The sequence below is a fragment of the Tundrisphaera lichenicola genome (assembly GCF_051175385.1).
GTDB lineage: Bacteria > Planctomycetota > Planctomycetia > Isosphaerales > Isosphaeraceae > Tundrisphaera > Tundrisphaera lichenicola.
Genome location: NZ_CP195106.1, coordinates 2,378,694 through 2,396,931, shown reverse-complemented (window position 1 = coordinate 2,396,931; position 18,238 = coordinate 2,378,694). Strand labels below are relative to the sequence as shown.

Sequence of the window (18,238 nt, the reverse complement as noted above, 5' to 3'; positions counted from 1 at the left end):
GGCGGCGATCGGGGCGGCGTCAGCCTATCGATCGGCCGGGCTGGTCACCCGGCTTGAGTCGATCGTGCGGGTCGTGAAGGCTGGCCCGATTCTCCCGGGAGCTTGCCGAAAAACCCCTCGAATGCTGAAGTTTAAGTCGATTGTTGACGAGGGTCTGAATCATCCATATTTGAAAAGAACGGTCGTTGGTCGGAGATCACGAACGAGTTCAGGGCGAACTTCAGGAAGGTCGGAGCCCGATCCATGGGCGACCGAGCCGATTCGGGGCGAGGTCGACCTGGTTCTTCGTCTATACTCTTTGTCGGCGTTTGCAACCGGCGACTTCCCCGGAGGGTGGTCGATTCGGATCGGTCCTCGGAGACTTGACGGAAGCCCATGGCACGCTCGCGTTATATCGTCGGGATCGATCTGGGGACCACCAACTGCGCGGTGGCTTATGTGGACACGAAAGGTCGCGAGCGGCCATCGGCGGACGTCCGAGCCTTCGAGGTCCCCCAACTGGTCGCGGCCGGCGAATCGGCACCGCGATCGATGCTCCCCTCGTTCCTCTACCTTCCGGGTCCTCACGAACTCCCCGCCGGGGCGACTCGACTTCCCTGGCGGGGAGATACCGACCGGATCGTCGGCGAGTTTGCCCGGGTCCAGGGCGCGAGGATTTCCGGCCATCTCGTGGCCAGCGCCAAGAGTTGGCTCTGCCACTCGGGTGTCGATCGCGAGGCGAATATCCTCCCCTGGGGTGCCCCCGCCGAGGCCCGGAAAGTCTCGCCGGTCGAGGCTTCGGCCGACTTCCTCGCCCATATCCGAGATGCCTGGAACGACCAATTCGCGAAGGATGACGAGGCCCACCGGCTCGAACGTCAGGAAGTGATCCTGACCGTTCCCGCCTCGTTCGACGAGGCTGCGCGCGAACTGACGGTCGAAGCGGCCAAGAAAGCCGGGATCACCCATCCGATTTTGCTGGAAGAACCGCAGGCCGCCTTCTATTGCTGGATCGTGACCCATCAGGATGTCTGGCAACGCGAGGTCCGCGCCGGGGAATTGATCCTGGTCTGCGACATCGGCGGCGGGACGACCGACTTCAGCCTGATCACGGTGGTCGAGACCCCGAGCGGGCCGGGTTTCCGTCGGGTGGCGGTCGGCGACCACCTGATGCTGGGCGGCGACAACATCGACCTGGCCCTGGCCCACCTCGTCGAGAAGAAGCTCGGGGCCAGCCGACTCGACACCGAGCAATGGAGTGCCCTCCGCTATTCCTGCCGGATCGCCAAGGAAAAACTCCTCTCCGACCTGCCCGTCGAACGATGGCCGGTGACGATCGCGGGGCGGGGTTCGAGGATCATCGGTGGGAGCCTCCAGTCGGAGCTGACCCGCGACGAGGTCCGGGAGGTCGTCCTGGGAGGGTTCTTCCCGATCAGCCCTCGATCCGTGGAACCCTCGAAAGGTTCGAGGGCCGGCCTCCAGGAATTCGGCCTCCCGTTCGTCGCCGACCCGGCGATCCCGCGCCATCTCTCGGCTTTTCTCCGCCGTCATAAGGCCGAGGCGATCGGGCAGGGGGGGCACACCGGTCTCGACATTCCCGCCCGACCCGACGCGATCCTGTTCAATGGCGGGGCCTTGACCCCAGCGATCCTCCGCGACCGAGTGGTGGAAGTCGTCCGATCCTGGTTCGCCGACGAGGATTCGGGAAACTATGCTCCTAGGGTCCTGAGCAACGGCTCGCTCGACCTGGCGGTCGCACACGGTGCGGCTTATTACGGGGTGGTCCGCCGAGGTGGGGGGATCCGGATCGGTGGCGGGACGGCTCGCTCGTTCTACGTCGGCTTCCAGTCCGATCAGGCCGAGAAGCCCTGGCTTTGCGTGGTCCCTCGCGATGCCCAGGAAGGGGATGAAATCGCGATCGATCGGCACGATTTTGACCTCCTCATGGGCCAGCCGGTCGCCTTCCCGCTGGCCAGCAGCTCGGTCCGCCCCAAGGATGTCCCGGGCGACCTGGTGGGGGCCGACCCCGACTCGATCCGCGAGCTTCCGCCCCTGGTCGGCGTGATGAGAGTCGGCCGGAAGGCGAAGGCCGAACGAGTCCCGGTCCGACTGGAGGCCCGCGTGACCGAGGTCGGCACGGTGGAGCTTTGGTGCCAGTCCAGGACCGATGACCGTCGGTGGCGGCTCCAGATTCAGCTCCGGAATTCGGGCGGGACCCCGATGCCTCGGGTGGCGATCACCGGTTCCGAATCCGACGACGTGGTGTTCGAGCAATCCGAGGTCGACGCGGCGTCCGAGGCGATCCGATCCGCCTTCGCCGCCCCTTCCGGGACCGACGAGGGGGGGCCGTCCCGGCTGGTCAAGCAGCTTGAGGAGATCGTGGGAGCCTCTCGCGAAACCTGGCCACCCTCGGCCTTGCGGGCCTTCTGGGATCCGATTCGCGACTCGGCCGACTCGCGGAACAAGGGCCCCCGGCATGAGTCGCGGTGGTTCAACCTCGCCGGATTCTGCCTCCGACCCGGGACCGGCTATCCCCTGGATGAGAACCGGATCAAGGCCCTCTGGCCGACGTTCCACCAGGGGATCAAGCACACCAAGGACGTCCAGTGCTGGGCCGACTGGTGGGTCCTCTGGCGAAGGGTGGCCGCCGGCCTGAACCGGGCCCATCACGAGGAGATCCACCGGAGGATCGCCCCGCTCCTCTTACCAATCAAGGGGCCTGGTGCCGCCAAGAAGCTGAGCCGGTCCAAGCCCGAGGGGCAGGAGCTTGCCGAGATCTGGCGATGCGCCGCGTCGCTCGAACGGTTGGCGGCGAACCAGAAAGAACCGCTGGGCGACCTCCTGCTCAAGGAACTCTCGCGTCCGACCATCGCCAACTACCCTCTCTGGTGCCTGGGACGATTCGGGGCGAGGGTCCCCCTCTACGGACCCGCCAATACGGTGGTCCCGACCGAGACCGCCGCTCGATGGGCGAAGGTGATCCTGGGTCGCTCGTTCCAACCGGGACGCGAGACGACCGACGCCATCTTCGCCCTCTCGCAGATCGGCCGGATGGCGGGCGACCGTACCCGCGACCTGGACGACTCGCTCCGATCGGAGATCCTGGCGAAACTCTCCGAGCTGGGTGCTCCCGAGGAGACGTTGCGATCGGTCCGGGAATTCCAGGAGATGGAAGCCGCCCAGCAGGGGCAGGCTCTCGGCGATGCGCTCCCCGTCGGGCTCCGCCTGGTCGCCCGGGAATGAGCTTTGGAGGGGGGGATGGGTCGGGTCGCGAGGGGTTTGCCCGCAGCGACCCGACCGGATAAGGTGGACCGGATCGACCACGATGATCGGTGCTCGATTCCGCCCGACGACCCCGCCCCCTCGGAGATGAGCCGGATGCCCGACCTTTCGCGGATGCGCCTTGCATTCCTGGCCTGCTGGCTTCTCGGGCCGGTGATCATGATCGGGACCTCGACTGCCGCCGAACCTCCCACTTCCCCCGCTCGGCCGATCATCCCGGGCTTCGAACGATTCTATACCGAGCCGAATTCGGATCGAGTCGCCGGTGGCCGACTCCTGGTGGGCGAGTTGAACTGCGTGGCCTGTCACCGGGGCGAGGAACCCTCGTTCTCCCCCGTCTCCCGCAAGCAGGCCCCGATCCTCGATCACGTCGGCTCGCGACTGAAGGTCGAGCACCTCCGGTCGTATCTCGCCGATCCTCAAGGGGTCAAGCCGGGCACGACCATGCCGGACCTGTTCGCCGGGCGGGCCAGGGAAGAGGTCGAGCGGGATGTCGAGTCACTGGTCCACTTCCTCGCGAGCACCGGGTCGGTCTCCCGGATCGCCCCCAATCGCAAGGCGATCGGGGTGGGGAGGACGCTCTACGAGCAATCCGGCTGTGCCGCCTGCCACGGCTCGACCGAGGAAAACGCCCCGACACTGGCGACCACGCTGCCGATCGGAGATCCGGGGTCGAAGTACACATATAACGGCCTGGCCGGCTTCCTCCAGGATCCTTTGGCGGTCCGGCCCTCGGGGCGGATGCCTTCGATGAACCTGAAGCCGGTCGAGGCCCAGGCGATCGCCAGCTTCCTCCTGAAGGACGTCCAGGGCGGGTCGCGCCCGAACCTGACCTACCGCTATTTCGAGGGGGATTGGTCCGAGTTGCCCGACTTCGCCAGGCTGGAACCGGTCGCAAGCGGTCAGTCCGAAGGGTTCGACCTCGGGGTCGCGAGGCGGCACGATGGTTATGCCCTGCGATTCGAGGGGACGTTGGACCTGGAGCGGGCGGGAGAGTACACCTTCCACCTGGCCTCCGACGACGGGAGTCGACTCCGGATCGACGACCGGGTGATCGTGGTCAACGATGGGATCCATGCCAAGGTGGAGAAGTCGGCGACCGCCTTGCTGACCAAGGGCCGACATCAGGTGGCGGTCGAATACTTCCAGGGTGCCGGGGGCGAGGAACTCGACCTCGACTATCGAGGACCCGGGCTCACCCGCCGGCCGCTCGGCTCCGACTTCCTGCCCCTCCAACCGAACTCCCCCGCTCCGGGGGCGGCACCGGTCGCCGCGCCGTTCCAGATCGACCCGCACAAGGTCGATCAAGGTCGAGCCCTGTTCGCATCGATCGGCTGTGCTTCCTGCCACCAGCTCAAGGAGAACGACACCGCGATCGAGTCCACGTTCCACGCGAAACCGATGGTCGAACTCGACCCCAAGGGGGGGTGCCTGGCGAACGACCTTCATCCTGGCATCCCGGACTATCACCTGTCGGAACCTCAGCGCGTCGCCCTGGCGTCGGCCCTCAAGCCCGAATCGAGCCGGCCGAACGAGAAGGAATCGATTTCCCGGACGCTGGTCGCCTTCAATTGCTATACCTGCCATGTTCGGGATGGCCTGGGCGGGATCGAGGAGGGGCGAGACCCGGTCTTCGCCACGACCCAAAAGGAGATGGGGGAGGAGGGGCGAGTCCCTCCCAACCTCTCGGGGGTGGGAGGAAAGCTGACCGAGGCCTGGCTCCGGAAAATCCTGGCCGAAGGGGCGAAGGACCGTCCCTACATGCTGACCCGGATGCCGAACTTCGGCGATCGGAACGTCGGACACCTCCTGGAACCCCTCGCCGCAGTCGACCAAGTGGCCCCCGTCCCAATCCCCGACTTCGGAGTTTCCGATCGCAAGGTCAAGGCCACCGGCCGGCATATCGTGGGATCCCAGGCGTTCAACTGCGGGAGCTGCCACCAGTTCAAGGAGTATCAGGCCGCCGGGATCCAGGCGCTCGACATGACCCTGATGACCCGTCGTCTCCGCCGCGACTGGTTCCATCGCTACGTCGTCGACCCCCAGGCGTTCCGGCCGGGAACCCGGATGCCGGCCGCCTGGCCCGGCGGCAAGTCGCAGCTCGATTCGATCTACGACGGCGATACGACCAAGCAGATCGAGTCCATCTGGGTTTATCTTTCCGACGGTCCCGACGCCGCCGTGCCCTACGGATTGGGCCGCGACCCGATCCCGCTGGTGGCCGAGAAAGAGCCGGTGATCTACCGGAACTTCATCCAGGGAGCCGGGCCTCGGGCGATCGGCGTGGGTTATCCGGAGAAGGCCAACCTCGCCTTCGACGCCGAAAATCTCCGGCTCGCCCTGATCTGGCAAGGGGCGTTCATCGATGCCTCGAAGCACTGGACCGGCCGGGGCGAGGGCTTTCAAGGACCGCTCGGCGACAACGTCCAGGCCTTTGCCGAAGGTCCCGACCTGGCCCGACTCCCCAATGACGCGGCCGAGTGGCCCCGGGACAGGTCGAAGGGACAATCCGGCCGGTTCCGGGGCTATCGGATGGATCGGGGCGGCCATCCCACGTTCCTCTACAACATCGGCGAGGTCCGGGTCGAGGACTTCCCGGAGGCCGTCTCGGGCGGGAATTCGCCGACGATCCGCCGGACGATCCGCCTCAATTCGGATCAACCGGTCGAGGGGATGTACCTCAAGGTGGCCGCCGGAAACAAGGTCGAGCCCGACGGCGATGGTTGGTTCACGATCGACGGCGAGTGGAAGGTCCGGCTTTCCGGGGATTCGACCCCCGTCATCCGGACCTCGGCCGGCCGGTCCGAACTGATCCTCCCGGTCAAGCTCGACGGCAAGCCCTCGAAGGTGGTCGAGGAATTTGCCTGGTGAGTCGGTGGGAACGCCAACAGATTGAAAGCGTAGGACCCTCACCCTGGCCCAGGTGATGAGGGAGGAAAACCCAAAAACGTTCGGACATCACCGCCTTCCGCTCACCGGGAACCGACCTCGATGAACATCCCTCGGCCTTTCCTCGCCTGTTTGCTCGCCCTCGTCCTGGTACCCGACTCGATCCGGGCCGACGACCTCAAACCGACCGAGGAGGACTACTACAAGATCCTCACCTTCGAGCCCCCGGCCGACGTCGTCCTGGAGGTGGGGGCGCTGGAGTGGATGCCCACGGGAAAGCTGGCCGTCTCGACCCGACGAGGCGAGATCTACCTGGTCGAGAACCCCCTGGCGGCCGACCCCGCCAAGGAGTCGAAGTTCGTCCGCTTCGCGCATGGCCTGCACGAGGTCCTCGGCCTGGCCTATCGCGATGGCTGGCTCTACGTGACCCAGCGTTGCGAGGTCTCGAGGATCAAAGATTCCGACGGCGACGGCGCGGCCGACCAGTTCGAGACCGTCAGCGACGGCTGGGGGATCGATGGCAATTACCACGAGTATGCCTTCGGCTCGAAGTTCGACCGCGATGGCAACCTCTGGGTGGCGCTCTGCCTGACCGGCTCTTTCACCTCGGAGAACAAGTTCCGAGGTTGGGCCCTCCGGGTCTCTCCCGACGGCAAGGTCACTCCCACATGCTCGGGGCTCCGATCGCCCGGAGGACTGGGGATGAATGCCGAGGGGGACGTGTTCTACACCGAGAATCAAGGTCCGTGGAACGGTGCCTGCTCCCTGAAGCATCTCAAGCCCGGCTCGTTCCAGGGCAACCCCTCGGGGAATAAGTGGTACGAGGATGCCCCGGAACTCGGCAAGCGTCCCGAGGATCCCAGGAGTGGGAGCCGGATGAGCGTCGAGGCCGATCGGATTCCCGTACTGCTCCCGCCCGCCGTCTATTTCCCCTATCCCAAGATGGGCCAGTCTTCCAGCGGGATCGCCTGCGATCAGACCGGCGGCAAGTTCGGAGTCTTCGGGAAGCAGATGTTCGTCGGCGACCAGTCGTCCAGCTTCATCATGCGGGTCAGCCTGGAGAAGGTGGACGGCAAGTACCAGGGGGCGTGCCTCCCGTTCCGATCCGGATTCGCTTCGGGCGTCCTGCCGATGCTGTTCGCGCCCGACGGCTCGATGATCGTCGGCGGGACGAATCGAGGCTGGGGATCGCGGGGCCAGCGTCCCTTCTCGCTCGAGCGAATGGTCTGGACCGGCAAGGTTCCCTTCGAGATCCGGGACATCCACGCGAAGCCGGACGGTTTCGAGCTGACCTTCACCAAGATGGTCGACCCCGGGACCGCGGCCGACCCGGCCTCGTACAAGGTGAGCACCCACACCTACATCTATCAGTCGAGCTACGGTAGCCCCGAGGTCGACCCGACCGAGTGCAAGGTCGAGAAGGTGACCGTCGGCAATGACGGCATGTCGGTCCGGCTGGTCGTCGGCCCGCTCCAGCGAGGGCACGTCCACACGATCAACCTGGCGGGCGTCCGATCCGCCGAGGCCCTCCCGCTCCTTCACTCTGAAGGATATTACACCCTGAACGAGATCCCGAAGGAGTGACCGGGTGGATGAATCTCCCGCCATCGTGGGCGAATTGACGCCGACGGCGCTCAAGGACCGGCTCGATCGGGGCGAACACCTCGCGATCCTGGACGTCCGCGAGGATCACGAGCGCGACTACGCGGCGATCGGCCTCCCTCCCGGCGCGGTCGATCTCCACGTTCCCCTCGGCGACGTTCCTTCGCGACTCCCCGAGATCACCTCGGCGGCTTCGGGGCGAGCCCTGGTCGTCTACTGCCATCACGGGATGAGGTCGATGGTCGCGGCGACCTGGCTGGTTCGTCGCGGGGTGTCCGACGTCCACAACCTCGAAGGCGGGATCGACGCCTGGTCGCGGCGGGTAGACTCGTCGGTCGCCCGTTATTGATCCCCTGGCCATGCCACGAAAAAAGGCCGAGTGTGGACCGGATTGGGTCCACACTCGGCCTTGGATATTCGGTTGTCGGGATGGGATCAGGGCCCGAGGCCGCCATGGGTCCGGAACGGGGTCATGTGAGACGGCTGGTCGAGGAACCAGATCCGCTCCCATTCGTCGCCGGCCTGGCGGAGGTTTTCGGAGTCGACGAGCAACTCCTCGACCCGCTTCGGTCGATAGGCCGCATAGTGCGGCAGGGGGATGGGGGCGCATCCTTCGCTCAAGGCGAGGATAGCCCCCAGAAGCAACAGGACGGCCACGGGTTTCCGCATTAGGGCTCCTCCCGCCTTCGATACCTCGGACCGATCTCGCCACGCGATCCTTCGCGGGGATTCGACCCGAGGGGCTGGGGAGGGGACTTGGGCCTGGGCCGGCCCCGCCTCCTCCTCATGCCGGGAACGATGCGTGCGACGGCACGCCGTCGGGACCTCGCCGCGTCCTCGACATCGGCTCGCTCCCTGCCGAGGTGAGCGAAACCTTCAGTCGGTCGAGTCGGCCCCGGCGGAGGCTTCCGCCCGGGGAGACTTGACTTCCGGATCGACGGGTCCGTTACCCGTTAAATCGGCATCGTCGGCATCTTCCTCTAGCCGAAGTTTCGAAGGATCCATCTTTCTGACGAGTTCTTCCATTTCCTTGCCGGGCTTGAAGGTCACCACGTTCTTGGACGGGACGTAAACCTTGTCGCCAGTTCGGGGATTTCGAGCCTTACGCGGAGCCCGTCGCTTGACCTCGAAGACGCCGAAATTTCTCAGCTCGATCCGGCCTTCCGAGACCAGCGTCAAGATGATCGCATCGAGGGTCCGCTGGACGATATCCTTCGTCTTGAGCTGGGTCAGCCCGATATCCTCGGAGATCTTCTTGACAATCTCTTTCTTGGTCACGATGACGGTCTCCTGAGGACGGGGTCGGCCCTGGCTGAAGATCGATTGGCTCAACATTATGGCTGGCTTGGACTAATGTCAAGCCATAAATCAAAACCCGCGTACGAAGCACCCTGAATCGGGATCGGTTTCGGCTCGATTCAGGGTCGGTCGCCGTTGATGACATCCGTCGGGGGGGTGAATCGGCCGACGGCCTGGGCCTCGCGGAGGTGGCGATGCAGCGGGGCATAGTCCCAGGGCAGCCCGAGGTCGTCAACCAGTCGCTTCAACTTCCCGATGGAGGACTCGGCCACTTCCGGGAGACGATCCTGATAGGCGGGGTCGCAGAAATAGACCCGACAGCCCACCGGTCGGGCGTCGCGGGCCGAGCATCGACCCTTCCCATCCTGCCAGGGGCAAGTCGCACCGGCGTCGATCGGTCGGGTGGGCGGGGGGGCTTCGGCCAGCAGCAGTTCCATTTCGGGGGCCGAGACGAACAGGGTGTGGCCATACTCCTCGAATCGGCAGCATCGGCCGCTGACCTCGCACCGGGGGCCCAGCCGGCCGATCTCCGCGTCGAGCTCGCGATAGATCGCCTTGAGCTCATCGCGGAAGTCGGGGAGGTTCAGCCCGGATGGGGCGGTGCCACTCATGAGGTGTGGACCTTCGAGGCGGTGTCGCGAATCTGGTCGACGCTGAAGAACTGCCCCTGACCGGACCCGGGACAGACCGACTTGACATCCTCCCAGGCTTCGGGGGAGGCGATGTTCTCGGGCCAGAACGGCCAGGTCCGGCACTGGATCGGCCGGGCCTCATACACCGTACAACCGGCCTCTTGATCCCAGAAGATGCAATCACCACCGGGACGTTCGATCAGGCTGAACCTTTGATTCACCCGTCGGACGAACTGCCGGGAGAACACTTCGAGCGTCTCGCCCCGATGTTCGGCCAGTCGCGAGATCTCCTCGACGTTGACCCAGACGTAGCCGGGGGCCCCCGTGCAGCAGGCACCACAGCGGGTGCAAGTGAAGGACAGGCCCTCACGATACCAAGGTCCGGCGTCGCGGCTCATGATGGCTTCCTTCGAACCGTTCGATCCCTGATTGAGCCAGAGCCGAGTCTATCAAGTCGGCACGGCATCGGCAACCCGTCGCGGTCCCAAACCAAAGTCGAGCCCAGAGTTGTGGGATCTGGTCGAGTCTTCCGGGGTCACTGGAGGGTGTCGCCGATTGGCTCCGGGTCCGAAATCCGGCGATCGGTCCGCAATGACCCGCTTGGGGATGTACCGAGATCGCGATCCTATGAAAGATCGAGAGATCTCCGATCCGCAGGGCGAGGGAGGTTCGCGTTGGGTTCGTTTTTTCCAGGAGCCTCGAATCGTGGCCGTTTCGGTCGGGATGGCGGGGCTTGCGTTTGCCAACCCGAGGCCGAATACTCGATCGAGCTAGGGGGACGTTGGTCTTGGTTCAATCCCCGCTCCACCTCCCGGGAGTTTCGACGATGATCGGACGATTCGCGTTGGCTCTGGCTTTGGGTTCGTCTTTGTGGATGGCTTCGACGGCCCAGGCCCAGCGCGACCCCTCGATCCCGCACGCGCAGGATCGTCCACCCGGACCTGCGCTCTCTCCCGAAGAAGCGATCCGCAAGATGAAGGTGCCCGAGGGGTTCCAGGTCGAGCTGGTCGCCAGCGAGCCCGACATCGTCAACCCAGTGGCCATGATCTTCGACGAGCGAGGTCGGGTCTGGATCACCGAGAGTCTGGAGTACCCCCGGAAGTCGGCCGGGCCCGGTCGAGACCGGGTCAAGATCCTGGAGGACTCCGACGGCGACGGCAAGGCGGACAAGTTCACAATCTTCGCCGACGGCCTGAACATCCCCTCGGGGATCGCCGTCGGGGCCGGTGGCGTCTGGGTGGCGAATGCCCCCGACATTCTGTTCATGAAGGACACCGACGGCGACGGCAAGGCGGATACCCGCGAAGTCGTGGTGACCGGCTTCGGCCGGTTCGATACGCATGAGCTGCCCAACTCGCTGACCTGGGGACCGGACGGCTATCTCTATGGTTGGAACGGGGTCTTCAACCCGGCCAGCATCGACTATCGGGGGAAGCACTACGAATTCACCTGCGCCGTGTTCCGGATCGACCCCAAGACTCGCGATTTCGAAGTCTTCTGCGAGGGGACCAGCAACCCCTGGGGGATCACCTGGGACAAGGAAGGTTCGGCCTTCGCCAGCGCCTGCGTGATCGACCATCTCTGGCACCTGACCGAGACCGGCTACTATCACCGGCAGGGTGGGCCTTATCCCCCCTTCACCTGGAAGCTCGAATCGATCGTCGACCACAAGCACCAGAAGGCCGCCTACTGCGGGATCACCTACTTCGACAGCGATGCATATCCCGCCGAGTATCGCGAGAAGCTCTTCATGGGGAACATCCACGGGAACGGGGTCAACGTCGATCGGCTGGAGCGAAACGGCTCGACCTACCGGGGAAAGACGGACCCCGATTTCCTGGTGGCCGACGACGCCTGGTTCATGCCCGTCGTCCAGAAGGTCGGCCCCGACGGGTCGCTCTACGTCCTCGACTGGTACGACCGCTATCACTGCTATCAGGACGCCAATCGCGACCCCAACGGGATTGACCGGCTCAAGGGGCGGCTCTACCGGGTTCGCTATCGGGAGACCCCCCGGGCCCCCGAGTTCGACCTAGCCCGGGAGACCAACGATCAATTGATCGACCGACTGGGCAGCCCTAACATCTACTATAGAGAGGTCGCCCAGCGCCTCCTCCGCGAGCGGAACTCGGCCGCCACCCGGCCCAGGCTCGAAAAACTGGCCATCGACCCGGAGGCCCCCGAGAAGACTCGACTCCATGCCCTCTGGGCCTTGATCGGCACCGGGCAACTCGACCCCGGGATCCATGGCGCGCTCCTGATCGACCGGGATCCGACCATCCGGGCCTGGGGAGTCCGGGCGGCTGGTAATTTCGGCAAGGTCGCCCCGGCGATCCGGGAGTCGATGGAGGCCCTGGCCGGGGACCCCTCGCCCGATGTCCGGCTCCAGGTCGCGGTGGCCTCCCGGAAGATCGAGAAGCTGGACCCGCTCTCGACCTTGATCAAGGTCCTTGATGAAGGAGAGGAAGACCCGATCATCGCCCCGATCGTCTGGCAGAATCTCCACCCGCTCCTCGACGATCGGGGCGACGACTTCGCCCGGATCGTGGCCGGGGCCGACCTCCTGAAATCGCCCCGGTTGACCGACCTACTCCCCCGGGCCGTCGACAGGCTACTCGGAGGGGCCAGGGTCCAACCCGAGGCCGCGGCATTGCTGGTCTCGAAGCTCTTGACAGGCCCCCAGGAGGCCGGGGTTGTTTCGGCCAGCCGGGAATCCATGCGGAGGCTCGCCGAGAAGCTCCGGAGTGGCGCGATCTCCGAGGCCCAGCGGCGGAAGCTCCGCGAGTTACTGGCCGGTCCGATCGCCCCGATCGTGGCGGGCGACCTCGGCTCGATGCTCACCGCCGACGCCGCCTCGGTGGCGGCATCCTGGGGCGACACCGAGGCGCTTCGGGTCTCCCGGGAGATCTTGTCTTCCTCCAAGATCGGGGACGAGCAGCGGGCGCTGGCCCTTTCCACACTGGTCGGGGCCGGTGATACCTCGGTCCTCGAGATCGTCGCCCCCCGGATCGCCGACCCCGGGACCAAGGCAGCCCTTCGGGCCGAGATGATCGCCTCGCTCGGTCGGCTCGATGATCCGAAGGTCGCCCAGGTCGTCCTCGACGCTTACCCCAACCTGGATCCCGACCTCAAGCCCAGGGTCGTCGAACTTTTGACTCAGCGGACCGGCTGGACCATCGCCCTGCTCGATGCGATCGATCGCAAGGACGTGAATCCTTCGCTCCTGAACGTCAACCAGATTCGGAAACTCGCCACGAGCAAGGATCTGACCGTGGCCGACCGGGCCCGATCCATCTGGGGGGTGGTCCGCGAAGAACGGAACCCGGCCCGCGAAGAGGTGATCGCCCGGATCAAGCAATCGCTCGACCAGGCCCACGGCGACCCCGTGGCCGGGGTGAAGGTCTTCCAGAACGTCTGCGGGCAATGCCACAAAATTTTCGGAGAGGGGCAGGACGTCGGACCCGAGATCACCCTGAACGGAAGGGCCTCGTACGAGCAACTCCTCTCCAACGTCTTCGATCCCAGCCTCGTGATCGGGACGGCCTACCAGGCGACCACCGTCGCCACGACCGATGGGCGGGTCCTCACCGGACTGCTCGTCGAGGATAGCCCCCAACGAGTCGTCCTCAAGCTCCAGGGGGGCAAGCTCGAAATCGTCCCGAAATCCTCCGTGGAGGAATCCCGCCTCAGCGCGCTCTCGCTGATGCCCGAAGGGCTCGAGGCGCAGATCTCCCCGCGAGAGTTGGCCGATCTCTTCGCCTACATCACGCTCGACAAGCAGCCGGTAGACCCGTCCGCGCGAGCGATCCCGGGGACGCCTCAAGGAATTCGCAAATGAAAAAGTGATGGAAAGTCAGGCCGGGGAGAGCCCCTCGTTCAGCGATCCGGCCTGACTCTTCCGCGAGGCCGTCAGGGCGTCGGCCACCACATTTTCGAGGACGTTGATGTATTCGAGGAACCGGCGACGCCCCTCGTCGGTCATCCGGCAGAGGGTCTGGGGCCGGTTCTTCTGGAGCCCCTTCCAGACCTCGACCAGTCCCGCTTCGTGGAGGACCTGGAGATGACGGCTGAGGTTGCCGTCGGTCAACGAGCAGAGGTCCTTCAAGTCATTGAATAGCAAACCCTTGGGATGCGCGACCAGGGAGGTCAGGATCCCGAGCCGGGCTTTCTCGTGGATGATTCGTTCGAGGCCGTCGTAGGCGAAGCGTCCTCCGCCCTCGGCCCTGGGATTAGTCGATGCCATGGTCCCGTTCCAAGGTCCGGTAGAGGATGGCGGCCGCGAGCAACTGCCCGACCCCGAAGGATAAGCCCATCGACCAGGGGGATAGGGCCAGATCGTCCCGGGCCATCGTCAGGTTAAACAGTCCGGCGGCCAGGTAGAAGCAGGCCACGCCCACGATCGCCTTCGGCAGGAGACGCCTCGTGGCGAAGACTCCCAGGGCGAAGAAGATCGACCAGAGGCCGGGCAGCATCCAGAGTTCCGCCTCGGCGGATCGGACGATGACGATCGTGGTCAGGCCGCCCGCCACCAGACAGGGGAGGAATTGCTCGGTGGCCAGCCAGGTCTGCTCGCGAGCCCACCGGGTCGAGTGGCGGGCCCGCTGGATCATCTCGAGCCCCGCCATCGTGAGCCCAACCGCCGCCACTCCGATCCAGATCGTCAGATACGACGATATGTCGCGGGTGGGCTCGGGGATCCACCACGACTGGAGCACCGATGCCCCGATGGCCAGGATCCCCGAGAAGGCCACCGGGATCGACCGAAAGCCCCGGAAGACCTCGGTCCGGGCCATCTGTCGACGGATCTCGCCGATCTGTCCGAGAGCTTCGTGAAGTTCCATGACCACCGGGCCCTTGAAGCATACCCGCCGTCGCCAACTCGGCTTTGCAAGGTAAAGCTTTTGAGGCGGGTTGTCAAGGATTCGGGGAGGTCATTCGCCCCCCGGTCGTTCCGGGTGTAACCAGGGAATCTTGGGTTTCATGCGGCTCGGTTCCAGAACAGGTCCCATTGGTCGGTGTGGCGGCAGCAGATCAGCGCCGCCATCGCGCGGGCGTTCTTGTGCCTCCAGCGGGCGCCCCGGGCCTTGAGCCTCAGGCCCAGCGTCTTGGCCGCGCCCTCCACCACGCCGCTTCCGATCGCATCGCCGGCCGCCAGGCGTCCCGCATAGTCGATCCGCCCCAGGTGCGGCAGGAAGTAGTTCAGCAGCCTCCCCAGGGCCTCCCGCCGAGCCGGTGTGTCCTCGCGTTCGAGCTCCTCGCCGATCTGTCGACAGACCCCGACCCAGCCCTCCTTCAGCAGCAACTCGCGGCCGTGCTCGTGGAACGCCTTGGCCTCGGCGGTGCCCTCGCCGTGCAGTCGCTTGCCGGCGGCGGCGATGTGCTGGCTAGCGTGGTAGATGTCCAGCGTCTGGCGCACCCGGTGAGGGCCCTCCCGGCCGCCTTCCAGATCCACGAGGCCCCGTCGCCCAGCACGTGGAGTCGGGCCATCGAGGGCAGGCCCAGCCGCCTCAGCCGGCCCCACCACGACCGCCGGAACCGCCTCGCCGCCGAGATGTCGGCCCACATCACGCGAGCCGTGGCCTCGGGCAACTCGCGCGACTCCCACTGGGCCGGCGTGGCCGACTCGGCCGTGGGCCTCCGCTGGGCCACGGCGATCTTCAGGTCGCGCCAGCCCTTCTCGCGGGTGTTGACCTTGCCGGCGTCGACGGCGAATTCCCAGCCCCCCTCGGCCTCCCGGAAGGCCTCGGCCGAGGCCGTCTCCCGGCCCTGCCAGCTCGCGATCCGGCCGGCCTGGCGTTCGCAGGCCACGCGGAGCGTCTCGGCCGCCGGCGAGACCCCGAGCAGTTCCACGAGGTGCTCGCGCGTCCGGGCGAAGGAGAGGTCGGCGGCCAGACGGCCGGCCTTGCGTTGCAGCCGCGGGCTGAGGCCGCCATCGAGACCGAGGGCGGAATCGGCGTGATATCCGCCGGGCTGGCAAGGGCATCGCGAGCCCCACCAGCGTCGCCGCAACCCGATCCGGCCCAGGCAGGTGAAGACCTCCCGTGTGGCGACCCCGCGATTCTCGCGACCCTGTCCACACGGACAGGTCCTCAGGGTCGCCCCTTTTTCTCGGCGGCGTCCAGGCGGGCCTGGGCGACGCGCTGGAGGACCAGGCGTTGCTGCTCGCGGCCCTTCTCGATGACGGCGTCCTCGCAGGCCTCGAGGACCGAGCCGTCGGGGGCCGAGGCGGCCAGGTCCTTCATCTCGCCGACGAAGTCGGCGTAGCCCCGGATCAGGTCCTCGTCCTCGCCGTCGATCTCCAGGGTGATCGTCTTACGTGCCATCGTGGGCCTCCGTGGGGTCGCGTCGGGGGAATGACCCAATTTGCCAGGTCGAGCGACTCACCACCAGAGGAACTGGTTACACCCGTCGTTCCAGCCTGAGCCGGACATGCCGGGCGGAGCTTACCAGGCGGAGCCGAGCCGGATCCCCGCAATCTGCTGGATCATCAGCAGGAAGGCCAGGCATCCGGCGAGTGCCATCACGAGGCGGGATGCATTCCTCCAGAATTCCCATCGGCGATCATTCCCCACGGAGATCAGGCCGCTCCTCAGGGTCACGATCAAGCCCACCGAAAGCAGGCTCCCGATGCAAAAAAGGATGAACAGATCCTTCGCCAAGGCCATGAACCACATGATCCCCGTCTCCCATCACCATGGCTTCGCAGATCGCCCCGCAACGATCCGCCGCCAGCATGAACAAGCAAACTTGAGGCCAATTTTCGAAAGGGTAAAATTCAAGTCGACCAGGATGGGCTTAGGTCCGGCCCTTGGGGGCTGGCCTGCCATCAAAGTCGCTCTAGCTTACCACCGAAAATCGGATGGGCGAATTTGGGCAAGAGATTGGGGTCGACGTGATCGTGAAGCTGGCGAAATCTCCGTGGATCAGGTGAGCGGGATGATCTGGCCGGGAGGGATTGTGAAGAGTCGATGAGCATTGCTCGTTGTCAGATTGGCCAGTTCCTCGGCGGAAATGCCACGAATTTCGGCCAATCTGGCGGCCGTGATCGCGACCCGGGCCGGCTCGTTCTCTTTGCCCCGGAAAGGATGCGGGCTCAGGTAGGGAGAGTCGGTCTCGACCAGCAGCCGATCGGCCGGCACGCGGCCGGCAGCCTCGCGGAGCGGGTCGAGCGCCTTGTTGGCGAATGTCAGCATCCCGGCGAAGGAGATGTGCAGGCCGAGCCCGAGGAGTTCCTCGGCCTCGATCCAGGTCCCCGTGAACGAGTGCAGGACCCCACGGACCTGGCGACCTCGACGTTCGAGTTGCTCAACGATGTCCCGGTGGCATTCTCGACTGTGGATGATGATCGGGAGGCCCAGTTCCTCGGCGAGGTCCAGGTGACGATCGAAGGAATCGCACTGGTGCTTGAACGGGGTCCGATCCCAGTGGCGGTCGAGGCCCGTCTCGCCGATGGCCACGACCTCGGGGCGGGTGGCCAGGCTTCGAATCCGATCCCAGTCGCCCGGCATCGCGTCGACCGCGTCGTTGGGGTGGATCCCCACGGCGGCAAACACGCCCGGGTGATCTCGAGCCAGGTCCGCAACCGAGGCGCTGTCGTCCGCCGTGGTCGACACCGCGATCACCTGGAAGACTCCGGCGTCTCGCGAGGCCCGCAAGACCTCCTCGATGCGGATCTTGAGTCGCCGGTCGTCGAGGTGGGCGTGGGTGTCGATCAGTCCATGAGCCGAATTCATGAGGTGGACGGCCCCTCGGGCTCGATCCCGGGCTCTTCGAAGTAGCCGACGAGTTCCAGCCGATAGCCGGTCACTCGGAAGCCTCGACCCTGGAGCTTGAGCCCGAGCTGAGGATCAATCTTGGCGATCAGGTCCGGGTCGTATTCGGTCGGGACGTCCTCGACGGCCCCTGATCGGAGGCATCGGAGATGATAATGGTGATCGCCTCGGGCGTCATACCGGGCCGGACCCTCGACGGCGACCAGCTTGGTCGCCAGGCCCGAATCGACCAGGGTCTCGAGCGCCTTGTAGACCGTGGCGAGGCTGATCGAGGGGACGATGGACTTGACCCCACGATAGACCTCCTCGGCGGTGGGATGGTCGTCGGAGGTGTGGAGCTGCTCGAAGACGGCCGCCCGCTGCCTGGTGAACTTCCAACCAGCCGCCTCCAGCGAAGCCCGGAGGGAGGGGGGGGCAGGGTCTCGACAGTCCTCTGAGGTCGGTCGGTCCATGTCGCCGCAGCATCCTTAACCGGACCAGGATCGAGGGGTCTCGGCGATTGTTCCGGAGGAGCAACCTCCTAACCCGAGCAGCAGCCACCACCCGCGATCCTCGGGAGGTCGGCCATGAGACCATTGTTCGGTTACTTGACAGTGGTGTCAACTCTCGGTTAGGATAAGCTTTGGGGCCGTACTCCAGGTATGGCAGGCGCGAACGTCGGGTCTGGGTCTGACGCATAAGCCATTCCGATCCCAAGCGGAAATGGCTCATCGTGCGTCGCCTCGATTCGGAGCGTGGCCAATTATCTCCGGGACCTCGCCTGTCTCGGGCGCGGCCACCCGG

The 18,238-nt window shown here is 65.6% G+C and carries 17 protein-coding genes; 5 read left to right on the top strand and 12 right to left on the bottom strand.

Going from position 1 to position 18,238, the window contains the following annotated elements:
* The first annotated feature begins 375 nt into the window (after positions 1-375).
* The 4 genes from P12x_RS09450 to P12x_RS09435 all read left to right on the top strand — a co-directional run bounded on the left by P12x_RS09450 (position 376) and on the right by P12x_RS09435 (position 8,101).
* On the top strand, positions 376-3,222 hold the full coding sequence (locus P12x_RS09450; protein WP_435010611.1) for an Hsp70 family protein: 2,847 nt from the start codon (positions 376-378) through the stop codon (positions 3,220-3,222).
* A 15-nt stretch (positions 3,223-3,237) separates the two neighbouring features.
* Complete coding sequence (locus tag P12x_RS09445; protein ID WP_435010610.1) at positions 3,238-6,132, top strand: c-type cytochrome; 2,895 nt, start codon at positions 3,238-3,240, stop codon at positions 6,130-6,132.
* A 120-nt stretch (positions 6,133-6,252) separates the two neighbouring features.
* Complete coding sequence (locus P12x_RS09440; RefSeq protein ID WP_435010609.1) at positions 6,253-7,734, top strand: PQQ-dependent sugar dehydrogenase; 1,482 nt, start codon at positions 6,253-6,255, stop codon at positions 7,732-7,734.
* A gap of 4 nt (positions 7,735-7,738) precedes the next feature.
* Positions 7,739-8,101 (top strand): rhodanese-like domain-containing protein, encoded by a 363-nt coding sequence (locus P12x_RS09435; RefSeq protein ID WP_435010608.1) that lies wholly within the window; start codon positions 7,739-7,741, stop codon positions 8,099-8,101.
* An 86-nt stretch (positions 8,102-8,187) separates the two neighbouring features.
* On the opposite strand, the gene P12x_RS09430 is transcribed toward P12x_RS09435, so the two are convergent.
* The 4 genes from P12x_RS09430 to P12x_RS09415 all read right to left on the bottom strand — a co-directional run bounded on the left by P12x_RS09430 (position 8,188) and on the right by P12x_RS09415 (position 10,081).
* Positions 8,188-8,421 (bottom strand): hypothetical protein, encoded by a 234-nt coding sequence (locus P12x_RS09430; RefSeq protein WP_435010607.1) that lies wholly within the window; start codon positions 8,419-8,421, stop codon positions 8,188-8,190.
* A 207-nt stretch (positions 8,422-8,628) separates the two neighbouring features.
* Complete coding sequence (locus P12x_RS09425) at positions 8,629-9,030, bottom strand: HU family DNA-binding protein (RefSeq protein ID WP_435010606.1); 402 nt, start codon at positions 9,028-9,030, stop codon at positions 8,629-8,631.
* Between the two features lie 140 nt (positions 9,031-9,170).
* Positions 9,171-9,662 carry a hypothetical protein gene (locus tag P12x_RS09420; RefSeq protein WP_435010605.1) on the bottom strand — a complete coding sequence of 164 codons (492 nt, stop codon included), beginning with the start codon at positions 9,660-9,662 and terminating at the stop codon, positions 9,171-9,173.
* Positions 9,659-10,081 carry a YkgJ family cysteine cluster protein gene (locus tag P12x_RS09415; protein ID WP_435010604.1) on the bottom strand — a complete coding sequence of 141 codons (423 nt, stop codon included), beginning with the start codon at positions 10,079-10,081 and terminating at the stop codon, positions 9,659-9,661. The genes P12x_RS09420 and P12x_RS09415 overlap by 4 nt, the downstream gene beginning before the upstream one ends.
* A gap of 428 nt (positions 10,082-10,509) precedes the next feature.
* Between P12x_RS09415 and P12x_RS09410 the strand changes: the two genes are divergently transcribed.
* Positions 10,510-13,521, top strand: a complete 3,012-nt coding sequence (locus tag P12x_RS09410; protein WP_435010603.1) for a PVC-type heme-binding CxxCH protein — start codon at positions 10,510-10,512, stop codon at positions 13,519-13,521.
* 15 nt (positions 13,522-13,536) lie between these two features.
* On the opposite strand, the gene P12x_RS09405 is transcribed toward P12x_RS09410, so the two are convergent.
* From P12x_RS09405 to P12x_RS09370, 8 genes are all read right to left on the bottom strand, one after another.
* Positions 13,537-13,926 (bottom strand): transcriptional regulator, encoded by a 390-nt coding sequence (locus P12x_RS09405; RefSeq protein WP_435010602.1) that lies wholly within the window; start codon positions 13,924-13,926, stop codon positions 13,537-13,539.
* Positions 13,913-14,524, bottom strand: coding sequence for a hypothetical protein (locus P12x_RS09400; RefSeq protein WP_435010601.1), 612 nt, complete (start codon positions 14,522-14,524; stop codon positions 13,913-13,915). The genes P12x_RS09405 and P12x_RS09400 overlap by 14 nt, the downstream gene beginning before the upstream one ends.
* Positions 14,525-14,661: 137 nt before the next feature.
* Positions 14,662-14,985 (bottom strand): hypothetical protein, encoded by a 324-nt coding sequence (locus tag P12x_RS09395; RefSeq protein ID WP_435010600.1) that lies wholly within the window; start codon positions 14,983-14,985, stop codon positions 14,662-14,664.
* Complete coding sequence (locus P12x_RS09390) at positions 14,976-15,692, bottom strand: hypothetical protein (protein ID WP_435010599.1); 717 nt, start codon at positions 15,690-15,692, stop codon at positions 14,976-14,978. Before P12x_RS09390 ends, P12x_RS09395 begins: the two co-directional genes overlap by 10 nt.
* An 80-nt stretch (positions 15,693-15,772) precedes the next feature.
* On the bottom strand, positions 15,773-16,006 hold the full coding sequence (locus P12x_RS09385; RefSeq protein WP_435007659.1) for a hypothetical protein: 234 nt from the start codon (positions 16,004-16,006) through the stop codon (positions 15,773-15,775).
* 120 nt (positions 16,007-16,126) lie between these two features.
* Entirely contained in the window at positions 16,127-16,357 is a 231-nt protein-coding gene (locus P12x_RS09380) for a hypothetical protein (RefSeq protein WP_435010598.1), read from the bottom strand.
* A 249-nt stretch (positions 16,358-16,606) separates the two neighbouring features.
* Positions 16,607-17,416, bottom strand: coding sequence for a TatD family hydrolase (locus P12x_RS09375; RefSeq protein ID WP_435010597.1), 810 nt, complete (start codon positions 17,414-17,416; stop codon positions 16,607-16,609).
* On the bottom strand, positions 17,413-17,907 hold the full coding sequence (locus P12x_RS09370) for a Fur family transcriptional regulator (protein WP_435010596.1): 495 nt from the start codon (positions 17,905-17,907) through the stop codon (positions 17,413-17,415). Before P12x_RS09370 ends, P12x_RS09375 begins: the two co-directional genes overlap by 4 nt.
* Positions 17,908-18,238: the final 331 nt, after the last annotated feature.

Bases quoted from the DNA above. Each gene is read 5' to 3' on its own strand.
- P12x_RS09450 (WP_435010611.1), top strand. From the start codon at position 376: ATGGCACGCTCGCGTTATATCGTCGGGATCGATCTGGGGACCACCAAC.
- P12x_RS09445 (WP_435010610.1), top strand. From the start codon at position 3,238: ATGGGTCGGGTCGCGAGGGGTTTGCCCGCAGCGACCCGACCGGATAAG.
- P12x_RS09440 (WP_435010609.1), top strand. From the start codon at position 6,253: ATGAACATCCCTCGGCCTTTCCTCGCCTGTTTGCTCGCCCTCGTCCTG.
- P12x_RS09430 (WP_435010607.1), bottom strand. From the start codon at position 8,421: ATGCGGAAACCCGTGGCCGTCCTGTTGCTTCTGGGGGCTATCCTCGCC.
- P12x_RS09420 (WP_435010605.1), bottom strand. From the start codon at position 9,662: ATGAGTGGCACCGCCCCATCCGGGCTGAACCTCCCCGACTTCCGCGAT.
- P12x_RS09415 (WP_435010604.1), bottom strand. From the start codon at position 10,081: ATGAGCCGCGACGCCGGACCTTGGTATCGTGAGGGCCTGTCCTTCACT.
- P12x_RS09410 (WP_435010603.1), top strand. From the start codon at position 10,510: ATGATCGGACGATTCGCGTTGGCTCTGGCTTTGGGTTCGTCTTTGTGG.
- P12x_RS09405 (WP_435010602.1), bottom strand. From the start codon at position 13,926: ATGGCATCGACTAATCCCAGGGCCGAGGGCGGAGGACGCTTCGCCTAC.
- P12x_RS09400 (WP_435010601.1), bottom strand. From the start codon at position 14,524: ATGGAACTTCACGAAGCTCTCGGACAGATCGGCGAGATCCGTCGACAG.
- P12x_RS09385 (WP_435007659.1), bottom strand. From the start codon at position 16,006: ATGGCACGTAAGACGATCACCCTGGAGATCGACGGCGAGGACGAGGAC.
- P12x_RS09380 (WP_435010598.1), bottom strand. From the start codon at position 16,357: ATGTGGTTCATGGCCTTGGCGAAGGATCTGTTCATCCTTTTTTGCATC.
- P12x_RS09375 (WP_435010597.1), bottom strand. From the start codon at position 17,416: ATGAATTCGGCTCATGGACTGATCGACACCCACGCCCACCTCGACGAC.
- P12x_RS09370 (WP_435010596.1), bottom strand. From the start codon at position 17,907: ATGGACCGACCGACCTCAGAGGACTGTCGAGACCCTGCCCCCCCCTCC.